The following is a 15,840-nucleotide window of genomic DNA, read 5'->3' on the forward strand; positions in this document are numbered from 1 at the left end:
CCCGCTGTGACGGGGCCGTCCGGCGCGCAGGGTGTGCAGGGCCCGCAGGGTCCGGCCGGCCCGGAAGGGCCCGCGGGACCGCAGGGCGAGCAGGGGCCGCAGGCGAGCGCGGCCCGGCCGGTCCGCAGGGTCCGCCCGGCGAGGCCGGGCAGGGGCAGGGCTGCCCGTCGGGCTACTCGTGGCAGCCGCGGCGCGGCGACCCGGATGTACTCGAATGCCGACGCAACGGCGCTACGCCGCCGGACGATCCGCCCGCCGACGGCGGGCTGCTCTCGACGGGCCTCGATCCGGCCCGCCGTCAGTATGTGTGACGACGCCCCCTGTCTGGTCCTCCGGGACCGGGCAGGGGGCGCTTTCGTCGTTCCCGGGCGGGCCCGCGCTCCCGAACCTCGTTCCCTCGCAGGGGACTACGCCCGTACCCTGACCGAAACGGCACAGAGAAGGGGCCCGACCGTGGACATCCCCGACGAGCTGACGATCGGCGAACGAATCCGGCTGCTGCGCGAGTCCCGCGGCATGACCCGCGAGGTACTCGCAAGCATGTGCGGCCGCGGCGTCGACTGGCTAAAGAAGATCGAGACCGGCGAGCGTGAGCTGAGGAGCAACACGCTGATCATGCGGCTCGCCGCCGTGCTGCAGATCTCGGACGCCTCGATCATCACCGGCGCCTCGGGCACGACACAGACCGTCCCGACCGGCCGCCTGCACCATCCCGGAATGCCCGCGATCTGGGATGCAGTGATGAACCGCCGACTCACCTCGTCGAGGCCCGACGGCCCGGTCGACGTCGCCGCGCTGCAGGGCCGTGTCGACCAGACGTGGGCGCTGTGGCACAGCAGCGACCACAACCGCACCGAGGTCGCCCGGCTGCTGCCGAACCTCATCCGCGACGCCGAGGCGGCCGGCCGCGGACTCGACGGCGCCGAGAGGCGGGCCGCGCTCGTCGCACTGTCGGACGTGTACCGGCTCACCGGGCAGGCGACCGCGTACGTCGCACCCGCCGAACTCGCGTGGGTCGTGGCCGACCGGGCGTTCGCGGCGGCGCAGGACGCCGACGATCCGGCCGCGATCGCCGCGGCGGCGTGGAACATGGGCAACATCCTGCGGGAGACGTCCTATCCCGAGGAAGCGCTGCGCGTCGTGACCGAGGCCGCCGACCTGATCCGCCCGCACCTCGACGCCGCCCCCGAGGACTGGCGCGGCGTGTACGGCGCGCTGCAGTTGCACGCAGCGGTGACCGTCGCCCGCGAGGGCCGGTCCGGCGATGCGTGGCGCTACTGGGGTGCGGGCGACCAGGTCGCGAAGAGCCTCCCCGCCGCGTACGTCCACCCCAGTACGGTTTTCGGCCGGGCAAATGTCGACTTTCACGCCGTGTCCGTGGCGACCGATCTGCGCACCTCGGGCAAGGCGTTGACCCTCGCCGACGATCTCGACCCGGACGCGATGCCTTCCGTCGAGCGCCGGGCCCGGCTGTGGGTCGAGGTCGCCCGCGGACACCTGCAGCGCGGCGACCGCACGGCGGCGCTGCACGTGATGCAGCTCGCCCACAAGATCGGCGCCGAGACGGTCGAGTTCACCCCGTCGGCCCGGTCGGCGGTCGCCGAGCTGTGGCGTGACGCCCCGCGTGCGTTGCGCCCCGAGGCTGCCCGGCTCGCCGAGCGCATCGGGCTGCGCGAGGTCGGATAGAGGGACAGCTCGGGACAGGGGGACAGTCCGTCCCCGTTACTCGCCGGTACTCCACTTACTGTGACGGTCCGTAAACGGCCGCACACGCAAGGGGAGTCCGATGCTCACGCCCTCGCACGCCTCGCCGCGCCCCGGCGTAGCGCCTACCGGCGACCCGAGCACGGGCGAGATACGCGTGCCGCTGGAGCTCTTCGCCCTCGACCACTCTGTCGGCACCGTCGACCTGGTGCTGTCCCGCGTCGAGGCGGAACACCTGCACGCCGCGCTCACCCGCCAGATGAACCGCGCCGAGCGCACCCTCGGCTACGTCACCCCGCAGGCGGTGTGATGACGCAGCGCACCACCCGCCCCGTAACCCCGCCGCCGATCGGCACGCTGACACAGCGGCAGCAGCGCGGCGTCGAGTGCGCGTTCTGCGCGATCGTGCTCACCCCCGCGACGGCGGTCAACTTCGAGGGTGAGCATTACTTCCGCCGGGCCGGGATGCGGTTCCGCTGGTATCCCCGGCACTGCCGGACATGCCAGAAGGGCGGCCGCTCGTGAGACTCCCCGCCCGCCGGACTACGGCGGACCGTGCGGGCGGGGCACACTGCACCACATCCGCCGACCCGCGTACGCCCCCACCACTACAGGAGGTCAGGATCCTGAGCGACAGCGGCAAGCACGCCGGGCAGCCGAGCGACAAGCCGTGGACGCCGCCGCCGACCCCGCCGTCGCCCGACGGCAGCGGTCCGGGCAAGGTCACGGAAGGCTGACGTCGTGACGACTGCTCAACTGGGCGGGCACGCCGCGCTCGTGCAGAACCTGCACGGGCGCGGGCTGCTCGACGACACATGGCGCCGCGTGTGGGACGCCGTACCGCGCATACCGTTCATCCCCGCCCGCGCGTGGCGGCAGGACCCCGACGGCTGCACGCTGCTCGCCTCGCCGGCCGAACGGCGCGCGCTCATCCACTCCGACGAGCCGGTCGTGATCCAGCTCGACGACGGCGCCGAGAACGGGCCCGGCATCGCGACGTCGTCGAACTCTCAGCCGAGCATGGTCGCCCGGTCGCTCGGGCTGCTGCAGGTCGAGGACGACGCCCGCGTGCTGGAGATCGGCACCGCATCCGGGTACGTCGCGGCGCTGCTGTCCGAGCGGCTCGGTGAAGAGCGGGTGTTCAGCATCGAGCTCGACCCGGCGCTCGCCGCGCACGCCGAGGCGGCGCTGCACGCCGCCGACTACCGGCCGAACCTGCGCTGCGGAGACGGCGAGCCGGGATGGCCCGAGGCGGCACCGTTCGACCGGCTGCTCGCGACCTGCGCACTGCGCCGCGTACCGCAGGCGTACGTCGACCAGGTGCGGCCGGGCGGCCTGATCGTCGCCCCGCTCGCCCGCGAGTTCTGGTCGGGCGCCCTGGTGCAGTTCACCGTGCAGGGCGACGGGACCGCGACGGGCCGGTTCCATGGCGGCGCGTCGTACATGCCGATGCGCTCGCACCGCGTCGTCGACGGCGCGCCGGTCGACAGCGGCACGGCCCGCAACCGTCAGACCCGCCTCGGCACGGCCGCGGTGCTGCACCTCGCGTTCGCGCTGTGGGCCGGTACCCGGCTGCCGGGCGTGCGGCTGTGGCACAGCGACGGGCCGGCGGGCGTGCAGGTGTGGGCGCAGCACCCGGACGGCTCGGCGGCGACCGCGGTCGCGGGTGACGTGTGGGAGTACGGGCCGCGCGAGCTGTGGGCGGAGATCGAGCGGGCGCACCGCGACTATGTCGACCTCGGCTCGCCAGCGGCCGAGGGGTTTGGGCTCACTGCGAGCCCCGAGGGCGAGTACCTGTGGCTGCACGGCCCCGGGAATGTGCTCGCTCCGGTGCTGGAGCCCGCCGGGCGGTAGGCGCCCCCTCTACGGCCCCGGCCGGCCCGCGCCCCCCGTCGCGGACCGTCCGGGGTCACGTCGTTACGAGATCGGCGATCGTGACGTCGAGGGCGGCGGCTATCCGCAGCAGGGTGTCGATCCGGGTCGCGACGTGCCCCTGCTCGATCCTGTTGATCGTCTGCCGGTCGGTCCCGGACAGTTCGGCGAGGCGTTCCTGTGAGAGGCGGGCGGCGCGGCGTAGCTCTCGGATGTGCACGCCGATGGCCCGACGTTGGGTGAGGACCCACTCGGGCTGTTCTGTCGGCGGCACGGATTGGCACTGACCGCCGCATGATCATTTGTCTGTATCAGCGACGGGCCGGGGCGCCCCGTACGCGCCCGACCGCCTACTGCGGCCGCGACGCGAGCTGGATGAGGTTGCCGCAGGTGTCGTCGAGGACCGCGGTGGTGACGGGTCCCATCTCCACCGGCTGCTGGGTGAAGCGGACGCCCAGGGCGCTCAGCCGCTCGTACTCCTCCTCCACGTCGTCGACGGCGAACTGGGCGAGCGGAATGCCGTCCTCGACGAGCGTGTCGCGGTAGGTCCTGGCGGCCGGGTGGCGGGCGGGCTCCAGGAGGAGCTCGGTGCCGCCGGGCTCGTCGGGGGAGACGACGGTCAGCCACCGGTCCTGCTCGCCGACCGGGACGTCGTGCTTCTTCACGAAGCCGAGGACCTCGGTGTAGAAGTGCAGGGCCTTGGCCTGGTCGTCGACGAAGACGCTGGTCAGATGGATCTTCATGGGGTGCCGTCCTCCGGGTCCGGTGCGTCGGGTACGAGCCATCGCTCGGCGATGTGCCGCAGCGGGGCCGTGTTCAGGTCGTGGAACTTGCAGCGGCCCTCCCGCCTGGTCTCGACGAGCCCGGCGGCCTCCAGCACGGCGAGGTGCTGGGAGACCCCCTGGCGCGAGATGCCGAGCCCGTGCCTGATGCCCAGTCGCGCGCAGATCTCGAACAGCGTCTGTCCGGACCTCTCCGTGAGCTCGTCGAGGATGGCGCGGCGGGTGGGGTCGGCCAGGGCTCTGAAAAGGTCGTCGGCCACGACTGCAGGATAGGCAAGTGTTCACTTGCCTATCAAGTCGGTGGCGCCGCGGACCGGAGCCGGCGGGCGCGCCCCGGACGTCCTCGCCCCCGGCCGTCCACGCCGGCGGGCATGGCGCGAGTGCCCCGCACGGTCGCGCCGCGCCGCGGACGTTCCCGGCAGTCCGGCGGCACCCACGGCGGGCCGGACAAGGGGGCCGTCGGTCGCGGCACCGGGCCGGGTCCGGTGCATCCCGCCCGGCGCGCCGGGCGGACGGCGCCGTGTCTCGGACACCGCCTAGACGAGCCGGATCTCGCCCCCGGACACGGCGATCCGCTTCTCCCCCAGCGGCCGGGTCGCGGGACCCTTCACCACCGCACCGTCCTCGGCAGCGAACTCGCTGCCGTGGCAGGGGCAGTCGATGGTCCCGTTCTCGACCTTGTCGACGAGACAGCCCTGATGGGTGCAGACCGCGGAGAACGCCTTGAACTCCCCCGCCGCGGGCTGGGTCACCACGACCTTCTGGGCCTTGAAGACCTTCCCGCCGCCCTCCGGCACCTCGGACGTGCTGCCGAGCCGCGCGCCCGCGTCCGCCGGCGGCGGCGTCGCACCGCCGGTCCCCTCCGGCGTGGGCGGCGGGGACGTCCCGCCGCCGGTCTCCTCGCCGTACCGGCTGCAGCCCGCCGCCGTCACCGCCAGGGCCCCCGCCGCCCCGGCCCGTACCACCGTCCGCCGGGCCACGCCCTCCCCTCCGGTGGGGCGGGTCGCACCTCCGGCCGTCCCGCCGCCGTGTCCGCCGTCCGCTCTGCCGTCCGTCATGTCGTCACTCCGAAGGTGCGGAAGAACCACAGCGCCGAGGTGAGCCACAGGACCGCGAGCACGGCGAAGACCAGTCCGCCGACGACGGGCAGCAGCCACCCGGGCAGCCGCTCCATGCGCAACAGCAGCATCTTCGCGCTGAACGCGCCGAAGAAGAAGCACCCGAGCAACGAGTGCCAGGCGGCGCGGGCGCTCTGCGTCTGGTAGCCCAGGGCGTACAGGCAGTGCACCGCCACCGGCACCGCGAGGAAGAAGGCCACCCGGCCCGACCAGCGGTGCAGTACCGGCGTCCAGGAGGCAGGCCGTACGCCGGGCAGCCTGCCGTACATCGCGAGCGCCGACACGAGCTGCACCAGTCCGAACGCGAGGGCCGCCGTCGCCAGCCACGACTTCACCGCGCCGGTGCTGCTGAAGCCGGCGAGGTTGAACGCGGTCCCCGCCGGGTCGTGGAATCTGCCGTACACCCCGAGGACCACCGCCACCGCGGCTCCGACCAGCACCGGGACGGCCCAGCGCGCCGCGCCGCCCAGGTTCCGGCCGTCCGGCCCGCCGGGCGGGAGGTCCTGGGTCCGTGCGTTGGGGTCCACGCTCATGGATGCACCTCGGAAACGCTCAGGGGGTGACGGGGCGGGCGGTGATCTGCTCGCCGTCGATGGTGACGGCGCCCGTCCCGGGGTCGATCGGGGGAGCGGCGGCGGGCTCGCCGCCGCGGTTGACGATGCCGACCTGACGGCCGTTCTGCAGGACGATCCACCCGCCGTCGACCTTGGTCCCGCGCACCTCTGTGGTGGCGCGGTAGACACCCGCGGGCTTGGCCGCACGGGCGGCGGTGAACGGATGGCCGGCGCTCTCGACCGTCACCGTCCCGTCGACCCGGTCCTCGTTCACGGTCCCGTCGAGCGTCGCCCCGGTCTTGCTCTTCAGCCGCATGCTCCCGTCCGCGGCCACGTCGCCGCGCAGCCACGCCTCCTGCGTACGGCCGTCGCAGTAGTAGGCGACCGCCTTCCCCTTGCGCAGGGTGATGGCGACGGAGGCCCGGTCGTCCTGGGTGCGCCCCGCGTACTTGGCGTCCGGGGGCGGCGTCGGGGACGGCGACCGGACCGCGGGCACCCTGGGCTGCACGGGAGCGCTGGCGGCCGGGCTCGTCGGCGGAGCCGGGCTCGCGGGCGGGCTCGCGGTCGAGCGGTCGAGCGAGGTGGGAGCCGGTTCGCCGGTGGTGGCGTTGAACGACAGCATGAACAGGCCGAGCAGCAGTCCGGCCACCAGCGTGATCAGCGGCCCTGCGCGCTTCATCGGCGCCTCCCGCGGGACGACCGGGCAGTGGGATGTCCATGCAAGCCGAGGCCACGCCCCGTGTCCAACCGGGCCACGCTCGGTGATAGCCCGAGTGGCGGCAGGCGTCGCCGTGGGTGACATTGACCGTTGTCCACCATTTCCCGGCGCGAAAGGCAGGATCATGGCCGGTAACGATCTCGGCGGCCTCCTGGGCGGTCTCCTCGGCGGCGGACAGGGCGGGTCCTCCGGCGGGAACGTCCTGGGCGCGCTCATCGGCGCGCTCGCCGGCGGCGCCAAGGCCGGAACGACGGGAGCGGCCGGAGCCGCCGGCAGCGGGGCCGACGGCAATCCGCTCGGCGCGCTGCTCGACGTGCTCGCCCGGTCGGGTCTCGCGGACCAGGCGCAGTCCTGGATAGGCACGGGGCAGAACCAGCAGGTCAGCGGTGGGCAGATCGCCCAGGCGCTGCCGAACGGGACTCTCGACAAGGTCGCCCGGGACACCGGGGTGACACCTCGGCAGGCGGCCGACCAGATCGCACGGTCCCTGCCGCAGGCCGTCGACAAGCTGACCCCGTCCGGGCAGCTGCCGCAGGGCGCCTCGCTGGAGGAGATCGTCCGGCAGCAGCGGATCTGACGCGGCGGAGCCCCCTGACCGGTCCGCGGCGTACGGCCCGCGTCTCGCGGGCCGGTCGCCACGGCCCCGTGCACGGGGGCCGACGGTGCCGCGTCCGCCGGGGTTCGCCCCGGCGGACCCCGCCCGACGCGGCACTAGGCTGATCGGAGCATCCGCGGGTCTGTGGCCGCGGAGTCGAGGCCGAGGAGGAGCACGAGGTGGCGGTACGAGCCGTCCGGGGAGCCGTCCAGCTGGAACGGGACGAGGCCGGGCACATGGACGAGCAGGTCGGTGAACTGCTCTCCGCCATCCTGGAGCGCAACGGGCTCACGGCGGACGACCTGATCAGCATCTGGTTCACGGCCACACCGGACCTGCACAGTGACTTCCCGGCCGCCGCCGCGCGCGGCCTCGGCATCGTCGACGTGCCCCTCATCTGCGCCCAGGAGCTCGACATCGCCGGAGCGATGCCCCGCGTCGTGCGCATACTCGCCCACATCGAGTCCGACCTGCCCAAGTCCCGGATCGCGCACGTCTACCTCGGTGCCGCCGCCGCCCTTCGCAAGGACATCGCCCAGTGAGAACCGCCCTCGTCATCGGAACCGGCCTGATCGGCACCTCGGCGGCCCTCGCGCTCGCCGGGCGCGGGGTCACCGTCCACCTCATGGACCACGACCCCGCCCGGGCGAGGACCGCGGCCGCGCTCGGCGCCGGCACCGACGAGACCCCCGAGGGCCCCGTCGACCTCGCGGTCGTCGCCGTGCCGCCCGCCCACGTGCCCGCGACGCTCGCCGAGGCGATGCGCGCCGGGACCGCGCGCGGCTACCTCGACGTGGCCAGTGTCAAGGGCGGGCCGCGGCGCGAGCTGGAGGCGCTGGGCGTCGACATGTCGGCGTACATCGGCACGCACCCCATGTCGGGCAAGGAACGTTCCGGGCCGCTGGCGGCCACCGCCGATCTCTTCGAAGGGCGGCCCTGGGTGCTCACGCCGACCCGGGACACCGACACCGAGGTGCTGAACCTGGCGCTGGAGCTGGTCGCGCTCTGCCGCGCCGTCCCCGTCGTGATGGACGCCGACGCCCACGACCGCGCGGTCGCTCTGGTCTCGCACACGCCCCAGCTGATCTCGTCCATGGTCGCGGCGCGGCTGGCCGACGCGGACGAGACGGCCGTACGGCTGTGCGGGCAGGGCATCCGCGACGTGACCCGGATCGCGGCCTCCGACCCCCGGATGTGGATCGACATCCTCGCCGCCAACCCCGGCCCCGTCGCCGACGTCCTCGCGGGCGTCGCCGCGGACCTGGACGAGACGGTGCGCGCACTGCGCGCCCTGCAGTCCGCCGACGAGGACAAGCGGCGCGAGGGGGCAGGCGGGGTCGAGGACGTACTGCGCCGCGGCAACGCGGGCCGCGAACGCGTCCCCGGCAAGCACGGCGCCGCCCCGGCCGTGTACGAGACCGTCGCCGTCCTCATCGGCGACCGGCCGGGCGAGCTCGCCCGCATCTTCGCCGACGCGGGCGGCGCGGGCGTCAACATCGAGGACGTCCGTATCGAGCACGCCACCGGACAGCAGGCGGGTCTGGTCCAGCTCATGGTGGAGCCCTCGGCCGCCCCCGTGCTGGCGGCGGCGCTGCGGGAACGGGGCTGGGCGCTGCGCCAGTGACCCCCGGGCGGCTGCTTCCCGGGGCCCTGCCGGCCGGTCCGGGAAGCGGTGCATGGGCCCCGTCGCGCACTCGGTAACCTTGTGCAGGGCACCTTGGCATTCCGGCCCGCCCGCACACCAGCTTCAGGAAGGTCTCCGACACCGTGGAATCCGTGATCGTCGCCATCGACGGCCCCTCCGGCACGGGCAAGTCGAGCACCTCCAAGGCGGTCGCCGCAGAGCTGGGTCTCAGCTACCTGGACACCGGCGCCCAGTACCGGGCGATCACCTGGTGGATGCTGACCAACGGCGTCGACGTGGACGACCCGGCGGCCGTTGCCACCGTCTGCGACAAGCCGGTGATCGAGTCCGGCACGGATCCGCTCGCCCCGACGATCAGCGTCGACGGCGCGGACGCCTCCGGCCCGATCCGTACCCAGGACGTGACCTCCAAGGTGAGCGCCGTCAGCGCCGTCCCCGAGGTGCGCGCCCGGATCACCGAGCTGCAGCGGACCATCGCCGGGGCGGCCGAGAAGGGCATCGTCGTCGAGGGCCGGGACATCGGCACCACCGTCCTCCCCGGCGCCGATGTGAAGATCTTCCTCACTGCCTCCCCGGAGGCCCGCGCGGCCCGCCGCAGCGGGGAGCTGAAGGGCAAGGAGGCGAGTGATGTGGCGTCCACCCGCGAGGCGCTGATCAAGCGGGACGCCGCGGACTCCAGCCGGAAGACCTCTCCGCTGGCCAAGGCGGACGACGCCGTCGAGGTCGACACCACCGATCTCACGCTCAAGCAGGTCATCGAGTGTGTCGTCGCTCTCGTTGAGGAGAAGCGGGCCGCGAAGTGACCGTTCCGTCCGCGAGGGGCGCCGCCGTCGGCCGGGCCATCGGCATCGGCCTCATGAACACGTTGTGGAGGCCGCGGGTGCTGGGCGCGTGGCAGGTGCCGGCCACCGGGCCCGTCATCCTCGCCGTCAACCACGCCCACAACATCGACGGTCCGATGCTCATGGGCACGGCGCCCAGGCCGGTGCACTTCCTCATCAAGAAGGAGGCGTTCGTCGGACCCCTCGACCCCTTCCTGACCGGGATCGGGCAGCTCAAGGTGGACCGTTCGAGCACGGACCGGGCGGCCGTGACCAACGCCCTCGGCGTGCTGGAGCACGGCGGCGTCCTCGGGATCTTCCCCGAGGGAACCCGAGGCGGCGGCGACTTCACCTCCATCCGCGCCGGGCTCGCGTACTTCGCCGTGCGCTCCGGGGCCCCGGTAGTCCCGGTCGCCGTGCTGGGAGGCGGAGAACGCGGAGGACGGTTGATACCGGCGCTGCCCCCGCTGCGCAGCCGCTTCGACATCGTCTTCGGCGAGCCCTTCGAGCCCGGCGACGGCAGCGGGCGGCGCACCCGCAAGGCGCTCGACGAGGCGACCGTACGCATCCAGGAACGGCTCACCGCCCACCTGGAAAACGCCAAGCGCCTCAGCGGGCGCTGAGCGAGACTCCAGTAGTGGGCCGCGGCCGCACGGGCCCGGTCCACCGACCACGAATGAACGAGGAACGGACTTCATGAACGACCAGCACGACCACGGGGCACTCGGCGACACCGAGTACACGGAGTTCATGGAGCTCGCCGCGGAGGAGGGCTTCGACCTCGAGGACGTCGAAGGCGCCATCGAGGAGGCCGGCCACGGCCCGCTGCCCGTCCTCGCCGTCGTCGGCCGCCCCAATGTCGGCAAGTCGACCCTGGTGAACCGCTTCATCGGGCGCCGCGAGGCCGTCGTCGAGGACAAGCCCGGGGTCACCCGTGACCGGGTCACGTACGAGGCCGAGTGGGCGGGCCGCCGCTTCAAGGTCGTCGACACCGGCGGCTGGGAGCAGGACGTCCTCGGCATCGACGCCTCCGTGGCCGCCCAGGCCGAGTTCGCCATCGAGGCCGCCGACGCCGTCGTCTTCGTCGTGGACGCCACCGTCGGCGCCACCGACACCGACGAGGCCGTCGTGAAACTGCTGCGCCGTGCGGGGAAGCCCGTCGTGCTGGCTGCCAACAAGGTCGACGGCCCGTCCGCCGAGGCCGATGCCGCCATGCTCTGGTCCCTGGGTCTGGGCGAGCCGTTCCCGGTGTCCGCGCTGCACGGCCGTGGCACCGGCGACCTGCTCGACGAGGTCCTCAAGGCCCTTCCCGACGCCCCCGCCCAGACCTTCGGCACCGCCGTCGGCGGCCCGCGCCGTATCGCCCTCATCGGCCGTCCGAACGTGGGGAAGTCGTCGCTGCTGAACAAGGTGGCGGGCGAGGAGCGGGTCGTCGTCGACGAGATGGCCGGCACCACCCGCGACCCGGTCGACGAACTCATCGAACTCGGTGGCACGACCTGGAAGTTCGTGGACACCGCGGGCATCCGCAAGAAGGTGCACCTCCAGGAGGGCGCGGACTACTACGCCTCGCTGCGCACCGCGGCGGCCGTCGAGAAGGCCGAGGTCGCCGTCGTACTGATCGACACCAGCGAGTCCATCTCGGTCCAGGACCAGCGGATCATCACCATGGCCGTCGAGGCGGGCCGTGCGCTCGTCATCGCGTACAACAAGTGGGACACGCTCGACGAGGAGCGCCGCTACTACCTGGAGCGCGAGATCGAGACCGAGATGCAGCAGGTCTCCTGGGCGCCGCGGGTGAACGTCTCGGCCGCGACCGGCCGGCACATGGAGAAGCTGGTCCCGGCGATCGAGACGGCGCTGGCGGGCTGGGAGACCCGGGTGCCGACCGGCCGGCTCAACGCCTTCCTCGGCGAGCTGGTCTCCGCCCACCCCCACCCCATCCGCGGCGGCAAGCAGCCCCGGATCCTGTTCGGCACCCAGGCCGGTACCAAGCCGCCGCGCTTCGTGCTCTTCGCCTCCGGCTTCCTGGAGCACGGCTACCGCCGCTTCGTGGAGCGCAGGCTGCGCGAGGAGTTCGGCTTCGAGGGCACCCCGATCCACATCTCCGTGCGGGTCCGGGAGAAGCGGTCCAAGAAGAAGTGACCCGCGGGAGCGCGCCGCGCGCAAGGCACGGCGGGCGCGCACCGCGCCGCCCCCTCGCCGCCCGGACGGTCCGGAGCGGCGCGCACTCCACCGCTCCCGCTCCAACGCGGGACACACGGCACACACGCCGAACGGCCGGGACGGATACCGTCCCGGCCGTTCGCGTTCCGCCGCCCGTCACAGCCCCCTGCGAGGCGCCGGCGGCAGCGCGCGGGCGTGGAGCCCTGTTGCGTGCTGCCGGATCCCGGCCGGCCAGGGGCTGAGCCGGCCGCCGACGACGGCGCCGAGACCGGCGCCGTTGCCTTGCCGGCCGGTGCCGAAGCCCCGGAAGGCGAGATCCTCCTCGCCCGTACGGTCACCGGGCAGTGTCCGGAAGGCCCTTCGGTACTCGGAGTACAGCGCGTCGTAGATCGGGGTGGCCGAAGCGTTCCGGCTCTCGTACGGCCGGCGGGTGGGGTCGTCTGTGTGCACATAGGAGCCAACGACCCCGATGCCCGTCGGATGCGGGCCCGTCCCGGAAAACGCAGTTCGGCGGGGGTGCGGGGGGCGCACGCCCCGGTCCGCGTCCGGCACGGGGCCGGCGGCCCTCAGGTGCCCGCGAGCGGCATCGCCGCGGCGACCAGCCGGCCGTTCGCCGCGGCCTTGTCGAGCGCGTCGCGGAGCAGGTCCTCGCGCGGCTGCTGGCCGATCGAACCGACCGGGGCGGCGAAGACGAGGACCTTGTGCGTCTTGTTGGCGGCGGTGCGCCAGCCGTCCGTCACCTGCAGCGGCTGGTGGGCCTGCCACCAGGCGGCCTGGCCGCTCCCGCCGCTGCCCGGCTGGAGCACGGCGTGCAGCTGCCCCATCGCGAGCAGTACCGACCAGCCGTGCAGCACGGGGGGCAGCTGGTCGACCGTGGAGACCGGCAGGAAGCCCTGCTCGATCAGCAGCGGCAGGAAGTCGTCGCCGCCCTCGCCGAGGCTGCCGGGGCGGGCGATGGGTGCGGTCGGCTCCACGACGAGCGCGGGGTGCAGCTCGTCGCCGATCAGGACCAGGCCGCTGGTCACGCCGAGCACCGCCTGTTCCTGCGGCGCGGCCGGCACGCCGTGCCCGGAGTGGTGGCCCGGGTGGACCGCCTGCGGGCGGTGGGCGACCGGGGCCGCGGCCTCGCCGGTGATGGAGCGGACGGCGCCCTTGAGCTGTTCCTCGGCGACCTGGACGACCTGGGAGGGGATGCAGCTGGCATGGGCGAAGGCGAGGACGGCGGTCTCCTCACCGACGAACAGCACGGTGCTGGTCCGCTCCTGCTCGGAGTCGCCCGGGGTGCGGCAGGAGGTGCAGTCGTAGCTGCCCGGGGCGTTCTCGCCGGCGAGCAGCCGGTCGGCTTCTTCGTCGCCGATCTCGGCGCGTACGTCCTCGCTGACGTCGAGCATGCGCGGCACGGGTTGCTCCTCGGACTCGGTGCGTGGTGGTGCGCCGGGCGGTTCCCGGCTCGCAACGAGCACAACGGGAGACTCGGGGCAAGAGTCACGCGACAGGGTCCTCCGGCCGACAGATCGCCACATGGACACATCGACAAATCGTGAACGACCGCCGCCCGGGCGGCGACACGCCGGTCCGTACCGACCGTTACGCACGGCCACGGCATGCCGACAGGACGGGAGCGGCCGGATCGCCCACAGTAGGGACCGGACGGGGAACCCGAGTCCCCCGGCCACCCTCCGGATCCCCGGGCCCGGCGAAGTCCCGTCCGGGCCACCACATCGCCAGGGGGAGCGGCACCGCATGCACATCTCGTTCCTGCTCCACAACGCCTACGGAATCGGCGGGACGATCCGCACGACGTTCACCCTCGCGGCCACCCTGGCCGAGCGGCACGACGTGGAGATCGTGTCGGTCTTCCGCCACCGCGAGGAGCCGACCCTGGGCGCGCCGCCGGGCGTGACCATGCGTCACCTCCTCGACCTGCGTCAGGGCAGCCCCACGTACGACGGCACCGACCCCGACTACACCCGCCCCGCCCGGGTGTTCCCCCGGGGCGACGGGCGCTGGAGGCAGTACAGCCGCCTCACGGACGCTCGCATCGCCGCGTACCTGAGGTCCCTGCAGGCCGACGTCGTCGTCGGCACCCGCCCCGGGCTCAACGTCCACATCACCCGTCAGGCCCCCCGCGGCCCGGTCCGCGTGGGCCAGGAGCACCTGACCCTGGACAGCCACGACTACCGGCTGCGCCGCGAGATCGCCCACCGCTACGCCCTGCTCGACGCGGTCACCACCGTCACGGAGGCCGACGCCCGGGCCTACCGGACGCGTCTGCGGCTGCCGGACGTCCGGATCGAGGCCGTGCCCAACAGCGTGCCGACGCCGGCCGTGGCCCCCGCGGACGGGGACGGCACCTGGGTCGTCACGGCCGGCCGGCTGCTCAAGGTCAAGCGCTACGACCTGCTCGTCAAGGCCTTCTCCAAGGTCGTCGCCGCGCGCCCCGACTGGCGGCTGCGGATCTACGGCGGGGGCGACGCCACCGGCAACGAACGCGAGGCGCTGCTGGCCCTGATCGCCCGGCGCGGTCTGCACAACCACGTCTTCCTCATGGGGCCGGTCCACCCGCTGGAGCCGGAGTGGGTCAAGGGCTCCATCGCCGCGGTGACCTCGGACAGGGAGTCGTTCGGCATGACGATCGTCGAGGCGATGCGCTGCGGACTGCCCGTCGTCTCCACCGACTGCCCGCACGGCCCGCGCGAGATCATCGAGGACGGCGTCGACGGGCTCCTCGTGCCCGTGGGCGACGAGGACGCGGTCGCCGACGCCCTGCTCGCCCTGATCGACGACGACGACCTGCGGCGCAGGGCCGGGGCGGCGGCGCTGGAGGCTTCCGGGCGGTTCGACCCGGCGCGGATCGCCGAGCGGCACGAGGCGCTGTTCGCCGAGCTGGTCGCCCGGGGCGCGCGCGTCCGCTCCCGCTCCGCGCTCCGGGACGTCGTGCACCGCTCGCGCGGTGCCGTGCTGGACGCGGCGTACGCACTGCGGTACCGGGCCGCCGACGCCGTCCGCAAGGGGAGGTCGGCATGACCGCGCCCACCGGGGGAGGGGCGGCGCCGCGCGCCGACTGCATCGCCGACACGGCGGGCGGAGTCACCTTCGACATCACCGGCCCCGGCGCCCCGGACGCCTCGCTCGTCCTGCGCCGGCGCGGCGGCGGCGCCGCCGACACCGTCCGGCTCCCGCTCACCCCGGTGGGCGGCAGCCACTCCCGGGCCGTGCTGCCCAGCACCGTCGATCTCGCCGAGGGGCACTGGGACGCGTACACGGACGACGGTTCGGCCGTCGCGCCCGGCATCCGCGATCTGCGGGCCCTGGTCGGCCGGGTCCCGGAGGCCGGCCGGATCACGGCCCGGGTCCCGTACCCGACCGCCGACGGACGGCTCGCGGTGCGCTGCTGGCTGCGCCAACCGCACGCCGAGGCGGGGGACATCGGCGTGGCACAGGGGGCCTGCACGATCGAGGGCGTGCTGTACGGCGCCGTGCTCGGCGCGGGGGCCGTGGGGGAGGCCCGGCTGGGTGGGGCAGTCCACCGGGTGCCGGCGGCCGTCGGTGGGGGCGGACGCTTCGCCCTCACGCTGCCGTACGCGACGCTCGCGGGGCCCGGCGTGGACGGGGAGCGGTCGTGGACCCTGTGGCTGCGGCCCTCGGAGTGCGCGGAGCCGGTGCGGATCTCCCGCATCCTCGACGACCTCTGGGACCGGCGGAACGTCTTCGTGTATCCGGCCCACGAGGGGGAGGGCTACCGGGCGGCGCCCTGCTACACCGGTGGCAACGACCTGTGCGTACGGCTGACGCCCCGGACACGACCGGGACCGCGCCATCCGTGAAGTCCCTTGTCAGGACTGCGGATGTCCGCGACGGGCGG

Annotated in this window: 20 protein-coding genes; 12 read left to right on the forward strand and 8 right to left on the reverse strand. The window is 73.8% G+C overall.

Annotation, left to right across the window (positions count from 1 at the left end):
• Positions 1–453: 453 nt before the first annotated feature.
• The 4 genes from O7595_RS26960 to O7595_RS26975 all read left to right on the forward strand — a co-directional run bounded on the left by O7595_RS26960 (position 454) and on the right by O7595_RS26975 (position 3,558).
• On the forward strand, positions 454–1,686 hold the full coding sequence (locus O7595_RS26960; protein ID WP_269731190.1) for a helix-turn-helix domain-containing protein: 1,233 nt from the start codon (positions 454–456) through the stop codon (positions 1,684–1,686).
• A 100-nt stretch (positions 1,687–1,786) separates the two neighbouring features.
• On the forward strand, positions 1,787–2,014 hold the full coding sequence (locus O7595_RS26965; RefSeq protein ID WP_269731191.1) for a hypothetical protein: 228 nt from the start codon (positions 1,787–1,789) through the stop codon (positions 2,012–2,014).
• Positions 2,014–2,229, forward strand: a complete 216-nt coding sequence (locus O7595_RS26970) for a hypothetical protein (RefSeq protein ID WP_269731192.1) — start codon at positions 2,014–2,016, stop codon at positions 2,227–2,229. Before O7595_RS26965 ends, O7595_RS26970 begins: the two co-directional genes overlap by 1 nt.
• Positions 2,230–2,445: 216 nt before the next feature.
• Positions 2,446–3,558 carry a methyltransferase domain-containing protein gene (locus tag O7595_RS26975; RefSeq protein ID WP_269731193.1) on the forward strand — a complete coding sequence of 371 codons (1,113 nt, stop codon included), beginning with the start codon at positions 2,446–2,448 and terminating at the stop codon, positions 3,556–3,558.
• Positions 3,559–3,613: 55 nt separating this feature from the next.
• On the opposite strand, the gene O7595_RS26980 is transcribed toward O7595_RS26975, so the two are convergent.
• The 6 genes from O7595_RS26980 to O7595_RS27005 all read right to left on the reverse strand — a co-directional run bounded on the left by O7595_RS26980 (position 3,614) and on the right by O7595_RS27005 (position 6,709).
• Positions 3,614–3,850 carry a helix-turn-helix domain-containing protein gene (locus O7595_RS26980; RefSeq protein WP_269731194.1) on the reverse strand — a complete coding sequence of 79 codons (237 nt, stop codon included), beginning with the start codon at positions 3,848–3,850 and terminating at the stop codon, positions 3,614–3,616.
• A 76-nt stretch (positions 3,851–3,926) separates the two neighbouring features.
• Positions 3,927–4,319 carry a VOC family protein gene (locus O7595_RS26985; protein WP_269731195.1) on the reverse strand — a complete coding sequence of 131 codons (393 nt, stop codon included), beginning with the start codon at positions 4,317–4,319 and terminating at the stop codon, positions 3,927–3,929.
• A complete protein-coding gene (locus O7595_RS26990) occupies positions 4,316–4,618 on the reverse strand; it encodes an ArsR/SmtB family transcription factor (RefSeq protein ID WP_269731196.1) in 303 nt (100 codons plus the stop codon). Before O7595_RS26990 ends, O7595_RS26985 begins: the two co-directional genes overlap by 4 nt.
• 276 nt (positions 4,619–4,894) lie before the next feature.
• Positions 4,895–5,416, reverse strand: a complete 522-nt coding sequence (locus tag O7595_RS26995) for a Rieske (2Fe-2S) protein (RefSeq protein WP_269731197.1) — start codon at positions 5,414–5,416, stop codon at positions 4,895–4,897.
• A complete protein-coding gene (locus O7595_RS27000) occupies positions 5,413–6,009 on the reverse strand; it encodes a DUF6529 family protein (RefSeq protein WP_269731198.1) in 597 nt (198 codons plus the stop codon). The genes O7595_RS26995 and O7595_RS27000 overlap by 4 nt, the downstream gene beginning before the upstream one ends.
• A 19-nt stretch (positions 6,010–6,028) precedes the next feature.
• Positions 6,029–6,709, reverse strand: a complete 681-nt coding sequence (locus O7595_RS27005) for a hypothetical protein (RefSeq protein WP_269731199.1) — start codon at positions 6,707–6,709, stop codon at positions 6,029–6,031.
• Positions 6,710–6,872: 163 nt separating this feature from the next.
• On the opposite strand from O7595_RS27005, the gene O7595_RS27010 reads away from it, so the two are divergent.
• The 6 genes from O7595_RS27010 (at position 6,873) to der (ending at position 11,954) form a co-directional block, all read left to right on the forward strand.
• Positions 6,873–7,325 carry a YidB family protein gene (locus tag O7595_RS27010; protein ID WP_269731200.1) on the forward strand — a complete coding sequence of 151 codons (453 nt, stop codon included), beginning with the start codon at positions 6,873–6,875 and terminating at the stop codon, positions 7,323–7,325.
• 197 nt (positions 7,326–7,522) lie between these two features.
• Positions 7,523–7,885, forward strand: a complete 363-nt coding sequence (gene aroH / locus O7595_RS27015) for a chorismate mutase (RefSeq protein ID WP_138056092.1) — start codon at positions 7,523–7,525, stop codon at positions 7,883–7,885.
• Positions 7,882–8,967, forward strand: coding sequence for a prephenate dehydrogenase (locus O7595_RS27020; RefSeq protein WP_269731201.1), 1,086 nt, complete (start codon positions 7,882–7,884; stop codon positions 8,965–8,967). Before aroH ends, O7595_RS27020 begins: the two co-directional genes overlap by 4 nt.
• Positions 8,968–9,110: 143 nt before the next feature.
• A complete protein-coding gene (cmk, locus tag O7595_RS27025) occupies positions 9,111–9,791 on the forward strand; it encodes a (d)CMP kinase (RefSeq protein WP_269731202.1) in 681 nt (226 codons plus the stop codon).
• Positions 9,788–10,432, forward strand: a complete 645-nt coding sequence (locus O7595_RS27030; protein WP_269731203.1) for a lysophospholipid acyltransferase family protein — start codon at positions 9,788–9,790, stop codon at positions 10,430–10,432. The genes cmk and O7595_RS27030 overlap by 4 nt, the downstream gene beginning before the upstream one ends.
• Positions 10,433–10,505: 73 nt before the next feature.
• A complete protein-coding gene (gene der / locus O7595_RS27035; RefSeq protein WP_269731204.1) occupies positions 10,506–11,954 on the forward strand; it encodes a ribosome biogenesis GTPase Der in 1,449 nt (482 codons plus the stop codon).
• Positions 11,955–12,131: 177 nt separating this feature from the next.
• Here der and O7595_RS27040 read toward each other — a convergent pair whose 3' ends face one another.
• Together O7595_RS27040 and O7595_RS27045 are read right to left on the reverse strand one after the other, a co-directional pair.
• Positions 12,132–12,425 carry a hypothetical protein gene (locus O7595_RS27040; RefSeq protein ID WP_269731205.1) on the reverse strand — a complete coding sequence of 98 codons (294 nt, stop codon included), beginning with the start codon at positions 12,423–12,425 and terminating at the stop codon, positions 12,132–12,134.
• A gap of 116 nt (positions 12,426–12,541) precedes the next feature.
• Positions 12,542–13,375: a hypothetical protein gene (locus tag O7595_RS27045; RefSeq protein WP_269731206.1), complete on the reverse strand. Its 834-nt coding sequence runs from the start codon at positions 13,373–13,375 to the stop codon at positions 12,542–12,544.
• Positions 13,376–13,718: 343 nt separating this feature from the next.
• On the opposite strand from O7595_RS27045, the gene O7595_RS27050 reads away from it, so the two are divergent.
• On the forward strand, positions 13,719–15,002 hold the full coding sequence (locus O7595_RS27050) for a glycosyltransferase (RefSeq protein WP_269731207.1): 1,284 nt from the start codon (positions 13,719–13,721) through the stop codon (positions 15,000–15,002).
• Positions 14,999–15,802 carry a hypothetical protein gene (locus O7595_RS27055; protein WP_269731208.1) on the forward strand — a complete coding sequence of 268 codons (804 nt, stop codon included), beginning with the start codon at positions 14,999–15,001 and terminating at the stop codon, positions 15,800–15,802. The genes O7595_RS27050 and O7595_RS27055 overlap by 4 nt, the downstream gene beginning before the upstream one ends.
• Positions 15,803–15,840: the final 38 nt, after the last annotated feature.

Source organism: Streptomyces sp. WMMC940 (genome assembly GCF_027460265.1).
GTDB lineage: Bacteria > Actinomycetota > Actinomycetes > Streptomycetales > Streptomycetaceae > Streptomyces.